This is a genomic window from Pseudophaeobacter sp., assembly GCF_048267565.1.
GTDB classification, from domain to species: domain Bacteria; phylum Pseudomonadota; class Alphaproteobacteria; order Rhodobacterales; family Rhodobacteraceae; genus Pseudophaeobacter; species Pseudophaeobacter profundi.
Genome location: NZ_JBLWXG010000005.1, coordinates 102,542 through 117,750 on the forward strand (window position 1 = coordinate 102,542; position 15,209 = coordinate 117,750).

The window sequence follows — 15,209 nt, forward strand, 5'->3', positions numbered from 1 at the left end:
TGACAAAATGAAAGCCCTTTTGCCACCACAGACGGACAATTTGGCAACCACCCTATTGCCGCAGTTCCGCCGCCCCTGCGCCTGCCGTTATCCCCTACTGCGATAAGGCGAAACAGCCGGGGCGGGTTTTGCAGCAGCAAGTCTTGCAAATGCCGCGAAAGCGGTAAAGCTGCGGATCATGATGCATACCACACCACAAAACCCGCCCCTGGCTGCCGCGTTGATCACCATGGCCTCGGTCTTTATTGCGGCGACCACATTGTTGGCCAAAGCCCTGGGGACCGATACGCTTGGCACGCCGCTGCACCCGCTGCAGATCAGCCATGGGCGGTTTCTCTTTGCCTTTATGGTGATTTCCAGCGCCGTCGTGCTGCTGCGCTTTCGCTTGCAGGGGCCGCAGTGGCGGCTGCATCTGGGGCGCACCAGCTGTGGCTGGCTGGGGATTACGCTGATGTTTGCTGCTGTCGCGCATATCCCGCTGGCAGACGCCACCGCAATTGCCTTTTTGAACCCGGTCTTTGCCATGCTGCTGGCGATCCCACTGCTGGGGGAGCGGGTGGGCCGCTGGCGCTGGGGCGCGGCTGGGCTGGCCCTGCTCGGGGCAATGATCCTGCTGCGGCCCAGCGGGGACAGTTTTCAGCCCACTGCCCTGCTGGCGCTGAGCGCCGCCGCGGTGATCGGATTAGAGCTGATCTTTATCAAAAAGCTCGCCGGGCGCGAACGCCCACTGCAGGTGCTATGGTTCAACAATGCGCTGGGAATGGTGATCGCCACCGTGGCAGTGCTTCCGGTTTGGCAAGCGCCAACCCCAATGCAATGGGGCGCTTTGGCGGCGCTTGGCACCCTGATGGCCTGTGCCCAGGCCTGTTTCATCAATGGTATGGCGCGGGCAGATGCATCGTTTGCCGCACCGTTCAGCTATGCGACGCTGATCTTTGCCAGCCTCTATGACTATCTCGGCTTTGGCGTCATTCCGGATGCCGTGACCCTTGCCGGGGCGGGTGCAATCCTGACTGGGGCGGCGGTGCTGGCCTGGCGTGAGGGGCGGCAAAAGCCGCGCCTGCCAGAGGGTACCCCCCAAGCCCCAGCCTTTAGGCCTTGAGGCGATAACCGCTGCGCAGCATGACCCAGGCCAGTAGGCAGATACCAAAGCTGGCACCAGAGCAGATCATCATCCCCACAAACGGCGGGCTGTCCGATGTACCAATCATGCCAAAGCGCAGCCCGTCGATCAGGTAGAACACCGGGTTGAACTGCGACAGCGTCCGCAAAACCGGCGGCAGCGCCTGCACCGAATAAAAGGTCCCCGACAAAAAGGCCAAGGGCGTGACGATGAAATTGGTAATCGCCGCCATCTGGTCGAACTTATCCGCAAAAACACCGGCGACGATACCCAGGCCACCAAGAAACAAAGCCCCCTGCACGATAAAGACCAGGGCCACCAGCGGATGCGCCGGGATCATCTGCAAGACCAGCGCCAGCCCCAACCCGATGCCACAGGCCACCAATGTGCCCCGCACCACCGCGCCCGCCAGATAGCCCAGCAGGATCTCTAGCCCCGAAAGCGGCGGCATCAGGGTATCGACAATATTGCCCTGCACCTTTGAAATCACAATCGAAGAGGACGTATTGGCAAAGGCGTTCTGGATCACTGTCATCATCATGATGCCTGGCGCAAGAAAATGCAGGAACGGCACCCCCATCACATCACCGCGTCTAGGACCGATGGCCAGGTTGAAAATCATCAGGAACAGGGCCGCCGTCATCAGTGGTGCCAGAAGTGTTTGGGTCCAGACCACCAGAAACCGAGTCACTTCGCGCCCTGCCAGCGTCTGTAACCCCAGCCAGTTGATCCGGCCAAACCTGCGCTCTCCGAGGGAGATTTGATAGCCGTTCAGCGGCTTTGACGGCTGGTCTGACGAATGGTCACGCATGATTTCCCCACATTTGTTGTGTTTTCCCTGCATAGCCGCTGGGTTCTGAGGTGCAAGGTCTCTTGTAACTCGCTCACCAGTGATTAAGATAGGACCAGAATATGGAACTCGATGGCGGCCACAGGATTCTGGGGCCGCTTTTAGCTTGGGAAGGCAACAGATGTCCTGGACAGACGATCGCGTCGAATTGCTCAAAAAGATGTGGGGCGAAGGTCAGTCGGCCAGCCAAATCGCAAAAGAACTGGGCGGGGTGACCCGCAACGCAGTGATTGGCAAGGTGCATCGCCTCGGCCTGTCCAACCGTGCGACCACCGGCGCCAAGGCCGCAGCCGAGCCAAAGGAAAAGCCTGCCGCGGCCGCCAAACCAGCGCCAAAGCCCAAACCGCAACCCAAGACAGAACCCGCGCGCCCCACGACCCCGCCAGCCGCAAATACGGCGACAACCACAGAATCGCGCCCCGTGGTGCCTGCCCGCAAGCAGATCATCCCGGCTGGTCAGCCACTGCCGCCGCAGCCCTCGGCCAATGAAATCAGCCCAGAGGCCCTTGCCAAGGTCAACGAGGTTGAGAAAAAAGCCAAGAAACTGTCCCTGATGGACCTGACTGAGCGCACCTGCAAATGGCCCGTTGGTGACCCCGCCACCGAAGATTTCTGGTTCTGCGGCCTGCCAGTGCAGCAGGGTAAACCCTATTGCGAGGCGCATGTTGGCGTCGCCTTCCAGCCAATGAGTGCCCGCCGCGACCGCAAACGTTAGAGCCCCCCATGCAATAGTGGCGACCAGTATTGCGTCGCTGAAAATATGCGCAAGCGTTCGTCCGCAGCGATCTATTTTGATAAAAGCCCCGCAGCCTATGGCGCGGGGCTTTTGCTATGCGGGGCCAGGCAATTCCACCTCACCTGCCTGTTCTGCCTCGCCTGCGCGCGCGATCTTATTGCGCTGGCGCCTGAGAGGTGAAATTGGGAATTGGGTTTTCAGAGGCAGCGTCTGGCTCGATCCCCGGCCAATTGCCTTCGGCCAAGGTGATATTACCGGGGATATCCTCTTCCCAGAAGCCAACAACATTCTTGGTGATGTTGAGATAAAGCCGGTCATCCACGATGCGCCACAGATTGGGGTTTCCCGGCACCTTCCCCCCCTTGGAGACCCCATAGGCGCAGTGGCCATCATATTGCGGCACAAAATATTCGGGGTTTTCCAGGAACATGTCGCGGTTCTCCTGGCTGGCAAAGGCGAATGTCGCGCCATTGTATTCTGCGGTGATATCCGCCTGCCCAGGAACGGCTGCCACCTGCATCGTGCCAACTGGGCTCTGCTTGAGGCTGCGATAGGCCACCACGTCATAGCCAGAGACCGCAAAGCCGGTCTGGTCGACAAATTGTTCACCAGCAAAGGCAGGCAGGCCAAAGCTCAGGGCTGCCAGGGCTGCATATGCAAATCTCTTCATCAGGCTCACTCTCCTATCTATCTATTCTACATTCACAGCTGCGGCAGCCATAGCCGCAACAGACAGGCCGATCAGCCCGCATGACAGCAAGCTAGCCGGTTCCCAGGCACCGCGAAACGGGGGCTCACGCCACTGTGTCTTCCCCGGCGTTATTGTGATGACGCAAAAAGTTGATCAGAATAGACCTTCCAGTCATTGGAATATTAAGCAAGGGTCTTATCTAGCTTACGCAGCGGCCTGGCGTTTTCGGCGCAGGGGCCATCACTCACATAAGACAGGGTTTTCACACGATGAGCGATACAACCTATACCCCACCAGCCGTCTGGACCTGGGAAAAGGGCAATGGCGGCCAGTTTGCCTCGATCAACCGCCCCATTTCCGGCCCGACCCATGACAAGGAACTGCCTGTCGGCAAGCACCCCTTCCAGCTTTATTCGCTGGCGACGCCCAACGGGGTAAAGGTCACGGTGATGCTGGAAGAGCTGCTGGCCAAGGGCCATAGCGGCGCGGAATATGATGCCTGGCTGATCAATATCGGTGAAGGCGATCAGTTTGGCTCTGATTTTGTTGCGATCAATCCCAATTCCAAAATCCCTGCCCTGCATGACCTGACCGGAGAGACCCCTCTGCGGGTATTTGAATCCGGTTCAATGCTGGTGCATCTGGCGGAAAAGTTTGGCGAATTCCTGCCTGCATCAGGTCCGGCCCGGACCGAAGTGATGAACTGGCTGTTCTGGCAAATGGGCAGTGCGCCCTATCTGGGCGGCGGCTTTGGCCACTTCTACGCCTATGCGCCGGAAAAATGGCAGTACCCGATCGACCGCTTCGCCATGGAAACCAAACGTCAGCTGGATGTGCTGAACCGGCAGCTGGCTGACAACCGCTTTATCGCGGGCGAGGACTACAGCATTGCCGATATTGCGATCTGGCCCTGGTACGGCCAGCTGGTGCTGGGACGGTTGTATAGCGCGGCCGAATTCCTGGATGTGGCATCCTACGAGCACGTCATGCGCTGGGCCAAAGAGATCGACGCCCGCCCCGCCGTCAGCCGGGGTCGCATGGTCAACCGCGCCTTTGGCGAGCCACACACCCAGCTGCACGAGCGCCACGACGCCAGTGACTTTGACACCCGTACGCAGGACAAGCTGGAAGCGGTCGAAACCAACAGCTAACGCCAGAACACGAGCAGGCGGGGGCTCCCGCGCCCAGAGGTCGTTTGGCCAAGGCCAAATGACCTCAATGGCCTTGGGCCCGGCACTGCGCAAAAGCGCAGTGCGCTACCGCAATACTGCAAGCTGCAATGGCGAGTGGCCACGGCATTTGCACCAGCAGGACATGCTTTGGCCACGCCGTTGCCGGATCGGCAGAACCCGACCCGGTGCCTGAACTCAATGTGCGAACCCAGTGCCCCATCCCGGTGCCCCATACCGGTGCAAGTCCGCAACAAATCGCAGCACTCAGGCTCTTGCCACTCGCTGTCGCCAGCCACTATCGCCGCGCATCGCGCGGCGCTGGGCCCAACGGGAAGACCCCCGCAAGGGGGGATGACGGGCGGGAGCCTACCCCTGCAGGGTGATCATACTCTAAAGCCGCCGACATGACGTTCTGTCGGCCCAACTATTTCAGGATTGGCGGGTTCTCCGGGTCGCTGCCCGGAATGCGCGGCTGGTAGATCTTTGGCTCTTCCGGCAGTGGCAGATCAAACCGCAACCCAACCCGTGCCAGCCGGGCCGCCATCTGATCCGACCCGGCGAAGAACCCCACATCCAGAGCCCCGGCGGCAATCCCCGAAAAGGTCAGTGCCTCGCCAACCGCCTTGGCCAGGGCACCTTCGGCCTCGGGCTTGGCATCGACAAAGCCCAGCAAATGCCCCTGGCCACCCCCCTGATAGCGCAGAGAGACCAGATAGGCAGATGCGGCCAGACCTGCAGCGGTTGCCAGTTTGGCATCCAGGGCCCCCAGCAGAACCTCGGGTAGACCGCCAGGTGGCAAGAGCTCTTGGATCGCAGCCTCCACCTGATCTGGCACATTCTGCAAGGTCTCATGCAGCCAGGTAACGGCCTGTGCTGCCAGCAGCGTCGATGAGGGCGCAACCTCCAGGTTCACGCCAAGGCCAATCCCCTGCCCCGCCAGCATTTCGACCACCCCGCGCCCGGCCAGCCCGGCATAGGGCACCGCACGCCCGGCAAACTGTGCCAGCCGGTCTTCGCGGTCAAAGACCAGGACAAACCGCCCCTCTGGCGTTTCAAACAGCTCCGGTGAGATGCGATCCCCATCGGCCTCCTGGCTCAGCATCATAAAGAGTTCACTATCCGCCAGCCGCTCATAGAAGCGCAGCCTGACGCCATCATCCTCCGGTGCGGCCTGCATGGCTGCATGCGCCTGATCCAGTGGGGTTGTCTCGCTCATCTCATCAGCTCCTTTACCCGGCCCCGCAGAACCGGCAGCAGGTCTGCCGCGAACCAGGGGTTTTGTTTCAACCACCCGGTATTGCGCCAGGAGGGATGAGGCAAGGGAAAGACGCGCGGCGCATAGTCCCGCCAGGCGGCAACGCGTTGATTGACCGGGGTCTTCCCTTCTAGATGATAGCACTGCGCATGGCCACCGACCAGAACGGTCAGCTCTATATTCGGCAGTGCCTGCAGCACCTTGTCATGCCAGGTGCGGGCACAGATCGGCGGCGGGGGCAGATCCGATTTCTGCCGGTTATAGCCGGGAAAGCAAAAAGCCATCGGCACGATAGCCACCTGTGCGCGATCATAAAACTGCGCCTTCTCCAGCCCCAACCAGTCGCGCAAACGATCCCCCGAGGCATCGGTAAAGGGGCGCCCGCTGTCATGCACCCGCAGCCCCGGCGCCTGCCCCGCAATCAGGATGCGCGCGCCAGTGGCAAACCAGGCCACCGGGCGCGGCTGGTGCGCGGTCTGCGTCTTGGCAAACCGATCGGCACAAATTCGGCAGGCGCTGATCTGCACACAAAGCTCGTCTGCCTGCATCGTTTCCTCCTGTTCATCGCGGCCCGACGGCTGATCCGACGCGCGACTACGGCGCTACGTCACCGGTGCCAACCCGCCCGCGCCGCGACAGAGTTATCTGCATGGCGCTGCGCAAGCGCATTGTTTCCAAAATCAAAACAGTTAAAGGTATAATCCACCATCGTTTCGCGCATGATGCCTGCTTGACCTTGGCCCAATTGGTTACTCAATGATTGAATAATTATGCCATAATTCGACATAATAAAGCCCAAGTCAGAGGCCATACCCTTAACATTCCTGATATATTCTTCGCCCCATCGGGCCAGCACAAAGGCCAGAAAGCCAGCCGACCACCAGCACCAACCGGAACAAACGATGCTTGAATTTGAAAATGTCAGCAAGTCCTTCTGGACTGGAACCCAGCGCAAGGTCATCCTCGACCAGGCGTCTTTTCGGGTTGAGCTGGGCAAATCTCTTGGCATCCTGGCCCCCAATGGCACGGGCAAGACAACCCTGATCAATATGATGGCCGGGCTGGAAAAACCGGATGAGGGCGAAATCAGGCGCGGCTGCAAGATTTCTTTTCCGCTTGGCTTCATGGGGGGGGTTGTCAGCCGCCTGTCTGCCCTGGCCAACGCACGCTATATCGCCAATCTTTACGGTCTGGACCCCGACTATGTCGAAGCCTATTGCCGCTGGCTTTGTGGTCTGGGCGAATATTTCGACCAGCCCATTGGCACCTATTCTTCAGGCATGCGCGCCCGTTTCAGCTTTTCGCTGATGCTGGCTCTGGACTTCGACATCTACTTGATCGACGAAGGCATGCCCAGCACCACCGATGTGGAGTTCAACAAAAAGGCTGGCACGATCCTGCAGGAACGCTTGCAGACCACCACCATCATCATCGTCTCGCATCAGGCGAAGACCTTGGAAAAATTTGCCCGCTCGGCGGCTGTGCTGCTGGACGGGCAATTAAATCAGTTTGAAACCTTGGAAGAAGCGAAACAGCTCTATGACTATCAAACCCAAGGCTAAAAAGTTCAGAATTCGCCGCAACCCCGCAACCGCGGGGGGCAGTCCCGCGACAGAACCAGCAGCTGCACGCGCAGTCCCAGCGCCGAGTGCCCAAAGCAGTGCTGACGCTGCCAGCGCCTCTGCCCAGATGGCCCCGGCCAGCTCTCGGCAGGCTGAGACGATACCGTCCGATGCCGCGCAGGTCAGCGGCTCTGCCAGCCGGGCACCGTCTGGATCCGACAAGGCTAAGGCCGCGCCAAAACCGGGGGACGCCCTGTCAGGTGAGGTCAGTTCCGCCCGTGAAACCCAGCTGGAAACCAACATGGATGCGATCCGAAGCGAGGGGCTGACGGGGCGACAACTGCGCATGGCACGCCGCGTCGCACAAAAGCATAACCTGCCGGCGACCTCGGATTTTGAGGCCGTGCGGCTGCTGCGCGAAAAGGGCATTGACCCCTTTAAGCATGCCAACATGCTGGAACTGGTGGTGCCGCAAAACAAGGCCAAGCCAGACGGTGTCCCCGGTGGTGACAGCCGGGTACAACTGCCCCAGACCGTGCCGACAGCCAAGACCAATCTGCCCTCAACCGATCTGAGCCCGGCAGAACGACGCAACCGGGAAATTCAGGAAATTCAGCAAGATATCGCCAGACGACGCCGTCGTAAACTGGTTCTGTTGATGGGGCGTCTGGCCTTTTTTGTCATGCTGCCAACCCTGATCACCGGCTATTTCTTTTACGTTGTCGCCACTCCGATGTATGCGACCAAATCCGCCTTTCTGGTGCTAAAGGCTGATGGTGCCGGCGCTGTCAGTGGCTTGCTGAGCGGCACCCAGTTTGCCACCAGCCAGGATTCCATCGCGGTACAAGGCTACCTGGAATCCAAGGGCGCCATGCTGCGCCTGGATGATGAAATCGGCTTCAAATCCCATTTTTCCCAGGACTGGATCGACCCGATCCAGCGGCTGGATCCGAATGCAACCAATGAACAGGCCTATAAAACCTACAAGCGCAACGTGAAAATCGGCTATGATCCCACCGAAGGCGTGGTCCGCATGGAGGTCTCAGCCGCCGACCCCGAGGTCTCGGCTGATTTTTCCCGTCGCCTGATTTCCTATGCCCAGGAAGAAGTGAACCACCTGTCGGAACAAAAGCGCGCGGATCAGGTGCGCGAATCCGAAGCCGCCCTGGTGCTGGCCGAAACCAAACGCCGCGAAGCCCAGCGCCGCCTGGTCGAGCTGCAACAAGATGGCACGGTGCTGGATCCTGAAGGCGTCATCCTGTCGCTGCGCTCGCAGATAAACACCTTTGAGGTGCAGTTGCAGCAAAAAGAGCTGGAACTGGCCGCCCTGATGGACAATACCCGCCCCAACCGCGCCAAGGTCGACGGTGTCGAGGCCGATATCGCGCGCCTGACTGTGGTGATCAATCGACTGAATGACCGCATGACCGATGCCTCGGAAGGCGAAAATTCGCTGGCCAATTCACGGGTGCAAATCCAGATGGCCCAGGCCGACCTCGCCACCCGCGATTTGATGCTGCAATCGGCTTTGCAGCAAGTGGAATCAACCCGTATGGAGGCCAACCGCCAGGTGCGGTATCTGACCACCGCTGTTGCCCCCGTCGCAAGCCAGGAACCCTCCTATCCGCGCAAGTTTGAAAATACGATTTTGGCATTCCTGATCTTTTCCGGTATCTATCTGTTGTGTTCACTCACAGCATCCATTCTCCGGGAACAGGTTTCATCGTAAGTCATGAAAAACATCCAAGTCGCCGACCTCTCCATTGGCAATGATCGCCCCCTGACCATTCTGGCTGGCCCCTGCCAACTCGAGAGCGCAGATCACGCCCAGATGATTGCGGGCACCCTGAAAGAAGCCTGTGACAAGGCCGGGGCGCAATATGTCTTCAAGGGCTCTTACGACAAGGCCAACCGCACCTCGATCAATGCCAAGCCCGCGCTTGGCCTCGACAAGGGGCTGGAGGTGCTGCAATCCGTCAAGGATGCCATCGGCGTGCCTGTGCTCACCGATATTCACGAGGCCGAGCACTGCGCCCCCGTTGCAGCCGTGGTCGACATCCTGCAGATCCCGGCATTCCTGTGCCGCCAGACCTCGCTCTTGCTCGCGGCAGGGCACACAGGTGCGGTAATCAATGTCAAGAAAGGCCAGTTTCTGGCCCCTTGGGACATGCCCAATGTCGTGGCCAAGATCGAAAGCACCGGCAATACCCGCATCATGCTGACCGAACGCGGCGTCTCTTTTGGCTACAATCGTCTGGTCGTCGATATGCAAAGCCTGCCGGAAATGGCGCGCACCGGATATCCGGTGGTGATGGATGCCACCCATGCCGTGGCCCAGCCCGGCGGTCTTGGCGGTGCATCGGGCGGCCAGCGTGAATTTGCCCCGGTCCTGGCCCGCGCCGCAGTGTCGACTGGCATTGCATCGGTCTTTATGGAAACCCACCAAGACCCGGACAATGCCCCCTGCGACGGGCCAAACATGATTTATCTCGATCAGATGCCGAAACTTATCGAGACCTTGATGGCCTTTGATGCGCTTGCCAAAGCCAACCCCATACATATTTGAGCCCAAAAGGGATTTTTTTTAAGATGAAGAAACCAAGCTCTCCGGTGCAGCCAAACACCTGGAATTTTTTGCGTGACCCGATGATTACCCCCACCGGCTTTCGTGAATATGATGCCCGTTGGAAATACCCCGAAGAAATCAACCTGCCCGGCATGACTGCGCTTGGCCTTGGCCTGGGCACCCAGATGCATCGCCGGGGCATTCCCCCGGTCATCGCCGTTGCAAATGATTACCGCGACTATTCTCTGGCGATCAAACAGGCGCTTATTCTGGGCCTGATGCAGGCGGGTATTCAGGTCAAGGACATCGGCCCGGCGGTGTCGCCCATGGCCTATTTCGCCCAGTTCCACCTGGACGTGCCTGCGGTCGCCATGGTCACCGCCAGCCACAATCCCAATGGTTGGACCGGTGTTAAAATGGGCTTTGAACGTCCCCTCACCCATGGCCCGGACGAAATGTCGGAACTGCGCGATATCGTGCTGAACGGCGAAGGCGAGGCCCGCGCAGGCGGCTCTTACGAATTTGTCGATGGTGTCAAAGAGGCCTATCTTGACGATCTGGTTGGCGATTTCAAAATGACCCGCAAGCTCAAGGTCGTCTGCGCCACCGGCAATGGAACCGCCTCGGCCTTTGCGCCAGAGCTGTTTGAACGGATCGGCGTCGAAGTGGTGCCCAGCCACAACAGGCTGGACTACACCTTCCCCCACTACAACCCCAATCCCGAAGCCATGGAAATGCTGCATGATATGTCTGCCAGCGTCAAAGCCTCGGGGGCCGATATGGCGCTGGGGTTTGATGGCGACGGTGATCGTTGCGGCGTGGTGGATGACGAGGGCGAAGAGATTTTTGCCGATAAGGTTGGCGTCATCATGGCGCGCGACCTCAGCAAGATCTACCCTAACGCGACCTTTGTGGCCGATGTAAAATCCACCGGGCTCTTTGCCTCAGATCCGGAACTGATCAAAAACGGCGTGACAGCAGATTACTGGAAAACCGGCCACAGCCACATGAAGCGCCGGGTGAAAGAAATCGGCGCGCTGGCGGGCTTTGAGAAATCCGGCCACTATTTCCTGGCCGAGCCCATAGGCCGCGGGTACGACTGTGGCATGCGCGTTGCGGTTGAGATCTGCAAACTGATGGACCGCAACCCGGAAATGTCGATGTCGGACCTGCGCAAGGCGCTGCCCAAGACCTGGTCGACCCCAACCATGTCGCCCTATTGCGCCGACACGGAAAAATACACCGTACTGGACCGCTTGGTCGAAAAACTGGTCGCCAAACACGCCGCCAAAGAAACCATCGCCGGGCGCGCCATCAAAGAGGTGGTCACCGTCAATGGCGCCCGTGTGATCCTCGACAATGGCTCCTGGGGCCTGGTGCGGGCCTCCTCCAATACGCCAAACCTGGTTGTGGTCTGCGAAAGTTCAGAAAGTGAAGAAGAAATGCGCGCTATCTTCGCCGATATCGACGCAGTGGTCCGTAGCGAACCCCTGGTCGGGGACTACGATCAAACCATCTGATCCGATCTGCTGATCATCGCTCTTCAGCCAGGGTCTCCAATCGTAAAAGGGCCTGCCGAACGGCAGGCCCTTTTGCTTGATCGGTCCCGCCGCCAGGCGGGCCAATGTAACAGGGCGCGCTTCCCCGTATCAATCGCCCAGCAATAGGCGCTGCAACTGATCCTTGGCCTCCTGCTCGATACGGTCGCGGATTACCTCGTTCAGGTCCTGCTCTGGCGTGATCTCTGTTTCCAGCTCTTCGCTAAGCTTTTCACGCAGGCGCTCCTTGGCTTCGGCTTCCACCTCGTCGATCTGCGGTTGCAGCGCGTTTTTCAGATCAGGCCGAATCTTGGGGTCGGCCCAGGGACCGGTGATCGAAACGGGAATGGTCAAACCATTGCCGCCGTTCACCCCGGCAATCGTGGGTGAAAACAGATAGTCGAGATCCCGCGCCCCCAGTCCGATCCGCCCGGCCCCCTCGGCCCGCAACCCCTTGAGTGTCACAAGAAGATCATCATTTCGCATATTCCCCTGCGCGATGTCATAGCTGCCGGTCAACTGGTCAAACACCGTGCTGCCGCCATTGCCCTTGCCAGACCGCATCAGCCCCTCAAGGTCAAAGCCCGAAAAGAAGCCCTTGTTGACTTCTAGCCAGCCCTTGCCCGAAAGCGAGTGCATCAGCTCATCCACCGTGTTGCCAGAGGCAAGAAACTCCAGCTCGCCCAGCGCTTCGCCGTTCATCCGGTCATAGCCTGCGACCTGGTCCAACGCCTTTTCCAACCGGATACCGCTAAAACTCAGCTTGCCACCCGTCGAGAACCCATTGCGGTTATTGGCAACCACCTGCCCCTGCACCAGCCCATCAAACAGCACCGCCGGTTGCAATTTCAGCACCCCGCGCGCCCGATCCAGGGTCAGCGACAGCTTGCTGGCCCCCAACTCATAGCCAGCCGCATTCAGGCTCTTGAAGCTCAGCACTGCCGTGCCATTGGCCAGCCCCAGCGCCGCGGCATCTATCGCCTCTTTTGACCAGCCGACAGAACTGGCCGCCGCGCTACCGGAGGGCGCGCCGGATCCGCCCCCGGCCGCTACAGGCGCAAGCCCCGGCACCTGCAAATGCGTGCCGTTCAGCTGCGCGGTGAATTGCGGCACCTCCGTCAGGGTCAAATCCAGCGCCCCTTGCAACTGGTTGCCATCCAGATCCAACGCCATATCCCGCAGGGCCAGGCGGCCGTCTGTGGTATAGGTCGCATCCGCACCCAGGCTCAGCGCCTGACCCAGACCGCGTGGCAGGGTGATACCAGCCTGACCAAAGGCCGCGAGAAAGGCGCTGGTATCTGTCGCCTTGGCGGTGATCCGCCCGGTTGCCGCCCCGGTAAGATCGGCCCGCCCGTCAAAGCGCAGCATACCACCATTCGCCGAAACCGTGGCCCCGACCGAGGCGACATTGCCGCTCAGGAAAGAGGTAAAGGTGCCGACCTCGGCCTGTACACGCATGGGTGCCCCAAGCGGGAGGAAGTTCAAATCCACATTGACGGTGCCACTGGGGTCCGGCCAGTTCAAAACCAGATCCATCGCCGACAATTCAACTGGTGCCCCCTGGTGCGGGCGATAGCGCACAGAGGCCCCGGCGAGGGTCAGTTTTTCGATGCTGATAGCGGGAATGTCGGCCTGCTGCCTCTGCGACTGCCCCCCGCTGCCCGCAGGGGCCGCAGCGCCGCGGCCCTCCAACACCCAGTTGCCCAGGCCATCCTCTCGCTCGCTCAGGTTCAGGTGCGGCAATAGCGCCGAAACCTCGGTAACGCGGACTTTACCCAGCAAAAGATCAGAGGCCGAAATCCCAATCGACAGGCGTTCAGCGGTCAGCATCGGCTCTGGCCCGGCCCAGTCCGCGTTGGACAGGGTGACCGCCTCGGATTTCACCCCGAGAATCGGCCAAAGCGTAAAGCGCACATCCCCAAGAAATGTCAGGCGTCGGCCCGTCTGGGCCTCGATCTGATCCGCAGCCAGACCAGCGATTTTCTCTCCCGGCAACACAAAGACCAGCGCAACCAGAAGCAACGCCGTCGCGACCAATGCGCTCAATATCCGAAAAATCCACCGCATGCTCTGCTCCTGCCCCTTGATTTCAAACAGATTAGCGCAAGCCACAGCAGGTGCAATGCGGCAATGCAAGGCTTTTGCGTCGCTTGCCCCGCCCTGTGGGGCCAATCCTGGCACAAAGACCGCAGAGGCATCACCGAGCCTGCATGCAAATCCTCCATTCCCAAAGGCGCCCGCCCGTACTATATGCGCAGCCATGACCAGCAATCCGCCAGAGCTTCGCCCCGACCTCGCCCCCAAAGCCATCCTGGGAGAGCCTGCCCGCGCGGGCCAGCCTACCCTGGGCATGGTCTCTCTTGGCTGCCCCAAGGCATTGGTTGATAGCGAACGGATTCTCACCCGGCTGCGCGCCGAAGGCTATGGCATCTCGCCAGACTACGCAGGCGCAGATGCGGTGATCGTCAACACCTGCGGTTTTCTCGACAGTGCCAAGGCTGAAAGCCTGGAAGCCATTGGCGAAGCTCTGAAGGAAAACGGCAAGGTCATCGTGACCGGCTGTCTGGGGGCTGAACCCGATTACATCCGCGAACATCACCCACGTATTCTGGCCGTCACTGGCCCGCATCAATACGAACAGGTGCTGGATGCGGTCCATGCCGCCGTGCCGGCCGACCCCAACCCATTCATTGATCTGCTGCCTGCCACTGGCGTGCAGCTGACGCCCCGCCACTTCAGCTATCTGAAGATCTCGGAAGGCTGCAACCACAAGTGCAAGTTCTGCATCATCCCCGATATGCGTGGGCGTCTGGCCTCGCGTCCGGCCCATGCGGTGCTGCGCGAAGCCGACAAGCTGGTCAAGGCCGGCGTGCGCGAGCTCTTGGTGATCAGCCAGGACACATCGGCCTATGGGCTGGATCGCAAATACGACGTGAACCCGTGGAACGGCGAAGAGGTCCGCAGCCATATCCTGGATCTATCGCGCGAGCTGGGCAAGCTGGCCCCGGCGGATGAACTGTGGATCCGGCTGCACTATGTCTATCCCTATCCGCATGTGCGCGACCTGATCCCGCTGATGGCCGACCCGGACAATGCCTTGCTGCCCTACATGGATATCCCGTTTCAGCATTCCCACCCGGATGTGCTGAAACGCATGGCGCGCCCCGCCCATACCGCCAAAACCCTGACCGAAATCGCCGCCTGGCGCGCGATCTGCCCCGACATCACCCTGCGGTCCACCTTTATTGTCGGCTACCCCGGCGAAACCGAGGCCGAGTTCCAGCACCTGCTGGACTGGATGGATGAGGCGCAGCTGGATCGGGTTGGCTGCTTTAAATACGAAAACGTCGCTGGCGCGCGCTCGAACGCGCTGCCCGATCATGTGGCCGACGAGGTAAAGCAAGACCGCTGGGAACGCTTCATGGCAAAGGCGCAGGCCATTTCAGAAGCCAAGCTGCAGGCGAAGGTCAGTCAGACCATGCAGGTCATCGTCGACGATATCGACGAAGACGGCATCGCCACCTGCCGCACCAAGGCTGACGCGCCGGAAATCGACGGCAACCTGTTCATTGATGAAGGCACCGATGGGCTATCGGTCGGCGATCTGGTGACGGTCGAGGTGGACGAGGCTGGCGAATATGACCTTTGGGGATGCATCCCGGAATAGATATGCTCTGGCAGCGTATGTTCTGGGTACAGGGGCGCTGACCGCGCTG

14 protein-coding genes are annotated in these 15,209 nt (G+C 60.1%); 8 read left to right on the forward strand and 6 right to left on the reverse strand.

Annotation, left to right across the window (positions count from 1 at the left end; genetic code table 11):
* The first annotated feature begins 178 nt into the window (after nucleotides 1-178).
* Nucleotides 179-1,102, forward strand: a complete 924-nt coding sequence (locus ACN0VH_RS13125) for a DMT family transporter (RefSeq protein WP_417700837.1) — start codon at nucleotides 179-181, stop codon at nucleotides 1,100-1,102.
* On the opposite strand, the gene ACN0VH_RS13130 is transcribed toward ACN0VH_RS13125, so the two are convergent.
* A complete protein-coding gene (locus tag ACN0VH_RS13130; RefSeq protein WP_417700838.1) occupies nucleotides 1,092-1,934 on the reverse strand; it encodes an ABC transporter permease in 843 nt (280 codons plus the stop codon). The two genes, ACN0VH_RS13125 and ACN0VH_RS13130, sit on opposite strands and share 11 nt — an antisense overlap.
* Before the next feature lie 160 nt (nucleotides 1,935-2,094).
* Between ACN0VH_RS13130 and ACN0VH_RS13135 the strand changes: the two genes are divergently transcribed.
* On the forward strand, nucleotides 2,095-2,688 hold the full coding sequence (locus ACN0VH_RS13135; RefSeq protein WP_278922996.1) for a GcrA family cell cycle regulator: 594 nt from the start codon (nucleotides 2,095-2,097) through the stop codon (nucleotides 2,686-2,688).
* Nucleotides 2,689-2,863: 175 nt separating this feature from the next.
* Here ACN0VH_RS13135 and ACN0VH_RS13140 read toward each other — a convergent pair whose 3' ends face one another.
* Nucleotides 2,864-3,379 (reverse strand): YHS domain-containing (seleno)protein, encoded by a 516-nt coding sequence (locus ACN0VH_RS13140; RefSeq protein WP_278922997.1) that lies wholly within the window; start codon nucleotides 3,377-3,379, stop codon nucleotides 2,864-2,866.
* 290 nt (nucleotides 3,380-3,669) lie between these two features.
* On the opposite strand from ACN0VH_RS13140, the gene yghU reads away from it, so the two are divergent.
* Nucleotides 3,670-4,551 (forward strand): glutathione-dependent disulfide-bond oxidoreductase, encoded by an 882-nt coding sequence (yghU, locus tag ACN0VH_RS13145; protein ID WP_278922998.1) that lies wholly within the window; start codon nucleotides 3,670-3,672, stop codon nucleotides 4,549-4,551.
* Nucleotides 4,552-4,996: 445 nt separating this feature from the next.
* Here yghU and ACN0VH_RS13150 read toward each other — a convergent pair whose 3' ends face one another.
* The 3 genes from ACN0VH_RS13150 to ACN0VH_RS13160 are packed head-to-tail and all read right to left on the reverse strand — an operon-like array spanning nucleotide 4,997 to nucleotide 6,638.
* A complete protein-coding gene (locus ACN0VH_RS13150; RefSeq protein WP_278922999.1) occupies nucleotides 4,997-5,788 on the reverse strand; it encodes an SseB family protein in 792 nt (263 codons plus the stop codon).
* Nucleotides 5,785-6,375, reverse strand: a complete 591-nt coding sequence (locus ACN0VH_RS13155) for a uracil-DNA glycosylase family protein (RefSeq protein WP_417700839.1) — start codon at nucleotides 6,373-6,375, stop codon at nucleotides 5,785-5,787. The genes ACN0VH_RS13150 and ACN0VH_RS13155 overlap by 4 nt, the downstream gene beginning before the upstream one ends.
* A gap of 59 nt (nucleotides 6,376-6,434) precedes the next feature.
* A complete protein-coding gene (locus ACN0VH_RS13160; protein WP_278923001.1) occupies nucleotides 6,435-6,638 on the reverse strand; it encodes a hypothetical protein in 204 nt (67 codons plus the stop codon).
* A gap of 91 nt (nucleotides 6,639-6,729) precedes the next feature.
* On the opposite strand from ACN0VH_RS13160, the gene ACN0VH_RS13165 reads away from it, so the two are divergent.
* The 4 genes from ACN0VH_RS13165 to ACN0VH_RS13180 are packed head-to-tail and all read left to right on the forward strand — an operon-like array spanning nucleotide 6,730 to nucleotide 11,475.
* Nucleotides 6,730-7,389 (forward strand): ABC transporter ATP-binding protein, encoded by a 660-nt coding sequence (locus tag ACN0VH_RS13165; protein WP_278923002.1) that lies wholly within the window; start codon nucleotides 6,730-6,732, stop codon nucleotides 7,387-7,389.
* On the forward strand, nucleotides 7,367-9,118 hold the full coding sequence (locus ACN0VH_RS13170; protein WP_417700840.1) for a KpsE/RkpR family capsule polysaccharide export protein: 1,752 nt from the start codon (nucleotides 7,367-7,369) through the stop codon (nucleotides 9,116-9,118). Before ACN0VH_RS13165 ends, ACN0VH_RS13170 begins: the two co-directional genes overlap by 23 nt.
* Before the next feature lie 3 nt (nucleotides 9,119-9,121).
* On the forward strand, nucleotides 9,122-9,955 hold the full coding sequence (kdsA, locus tag ACN0VH_RS13175) for a 3-deoxy-8-phosphooctulonate synthase (RefSeq protein ID WP_278923004.1): 834 nt from the start codon (nucleotides 9,122-9,124) through the stop codon (nucleotides 9,953-9,955).
* Nucleotides 9,956-9,978: 23 nt separating this feature from the next.
* A complete protein-coding gene (locus tag ACN0VH_RS13180) occupies nucleotides 9,979-11,475 on the forward strand; it encodes a phosphomannomutase/phosphoglucomutase (RefSeq protein WP_417700841.1) in 1,497 nt (498 codons plus the stop codon).
* Between the two features lie 129 nt (nucleotides 11,476-11,604).
* Here ACN0VH_RS13180 and ACN0VH_RS13185 read toward each other — a convergent pair whose 3' ends face one another.
* Nucleotides 11,605-13,560 carry an AsmA family protein gene (locus ACN0VH_RS13185; protein WP_417700842.1) on the reverse strand — a complete coding sequence of 652 codons (1,956 nt, stop codon included), beginning with the start codon at nucleotides 13,558-13,560 and terminating at the stop codon, nucleotides 11,605-11,607.
* A gap of 193 nt (nucleotides 13,561-13,753) precedes the next feature.
* On the opposite strand from ACN0VH_RS13185, the gene rimO reads away from it, so the two are divergent.
* A complete protein-coding gene (rimO, locus tag ACN0VH_RS13190) occupies nucleotides 13,754-15,160 on the forward strand; it encodes a 30S ribosomal protein S12 methylthiotransferase RimO (RefSeq protein ID WP_278923007.1) in 1,407 nt (468 codons plus the stop codon).
* Nucleotides 15,161-15,209: the final 49 nt, after the last annotated feature.

Coding starts and splice junctions, on each gene's coding strand:
- ACN0VH_RS13140 (WP_278922997.1), bottom strand. CDS start 3,379: ATGAAGAGATTTGCATATGCAGCCCTGGCAGCCCTGAGCTTTGGCCTG.
- ACN0VH_RS13125 (WP_417700837.1), top strand. CDS start 179: ATGATGCATACCACACCACAAAACCCGCCCCTGGCTGCCGCGTTGATC.
- ACN0VH_RS13155 (WP_417700839.1), bottom strand. CDS start 6,375: ATGCAGGCAGACGAGCTTTGTGTGCAGATCAGCGCCTGCCGAATTTGT.
- kdsA (WP_278923004.1), top strand. CDS start 9,122: ATGAAAAACATCCAAGTCGCCGACCTCTCCATTGGCAATGATCGCCCC.
- ACN0VH_RS13130 (WP_417700838.1), bottom strand. CDS start 1,934: ATGCGTGACCATTCGTCAGACCAGCCGTCAAAGCCGCTGAACGGCTAT.
- ACN0VH_RS13165 (WP_278923002.1), top strand. CDS start 6,730: ATGCTTGAATTTGAAAATGTCAGCAAGTCCTTCTGGACTGGAACCCAG.
- ACN0VH_RS13170 (WP_417700840.1), top strand. CDS start 7,367: ATGACTATCAAACCCAAGGCTAAAAAGTTCAGAATTCGCCGCAACCCC.
- ACN0VH_RS13150 (WP_278922999.1), bottom strand. CDS start 5,788: ATGAGCGAGACAACCCCACTGGATCAGGCGCATGCAGCCATGCAGGCC.
- ACN0VH_RS13160 (WP_278923001.1), bottom strand. CDS start 6,638: ATGGCCTCTGACTTGGGCTTTATTATGTCGAATTATGGCATAATTATT.
- ACN0VH_RS13135 (WP_278922996.1), top strand. CDS start 2,095: ATGTCCTGGACAGACGATCGCGTCGAATTGCTCAAAAAGATGTGGGGC.
- ACN0VH_RS13180 (WP_417700841.1), top strand. CDS start 9,979: ATGAAGAAACCAAGCTCTCCGGTGCAGCCAAACACCTGGAATTTTTTG.
- rimO (WP_278923007.1), top strand. CDS start 13,754: ATGACCAGCAATCCGCCAGAGCTTCGCCCCGACCTCGCCCCCAAAGCC.
- ACN0VH_RS13185 (WP_417700842.1), bottom strand. CDS start 13,560: ATGCGGTGGATTTTTCGGATATTGAGCGCATTGGTCGCGACGGCGTTG.
- yghU (WP_278922998.1), top strand. CDS start 3,670: ATGAGCGATACAACCTATACCCCACCAGCCGTCTGGACCTGGGAAAAG.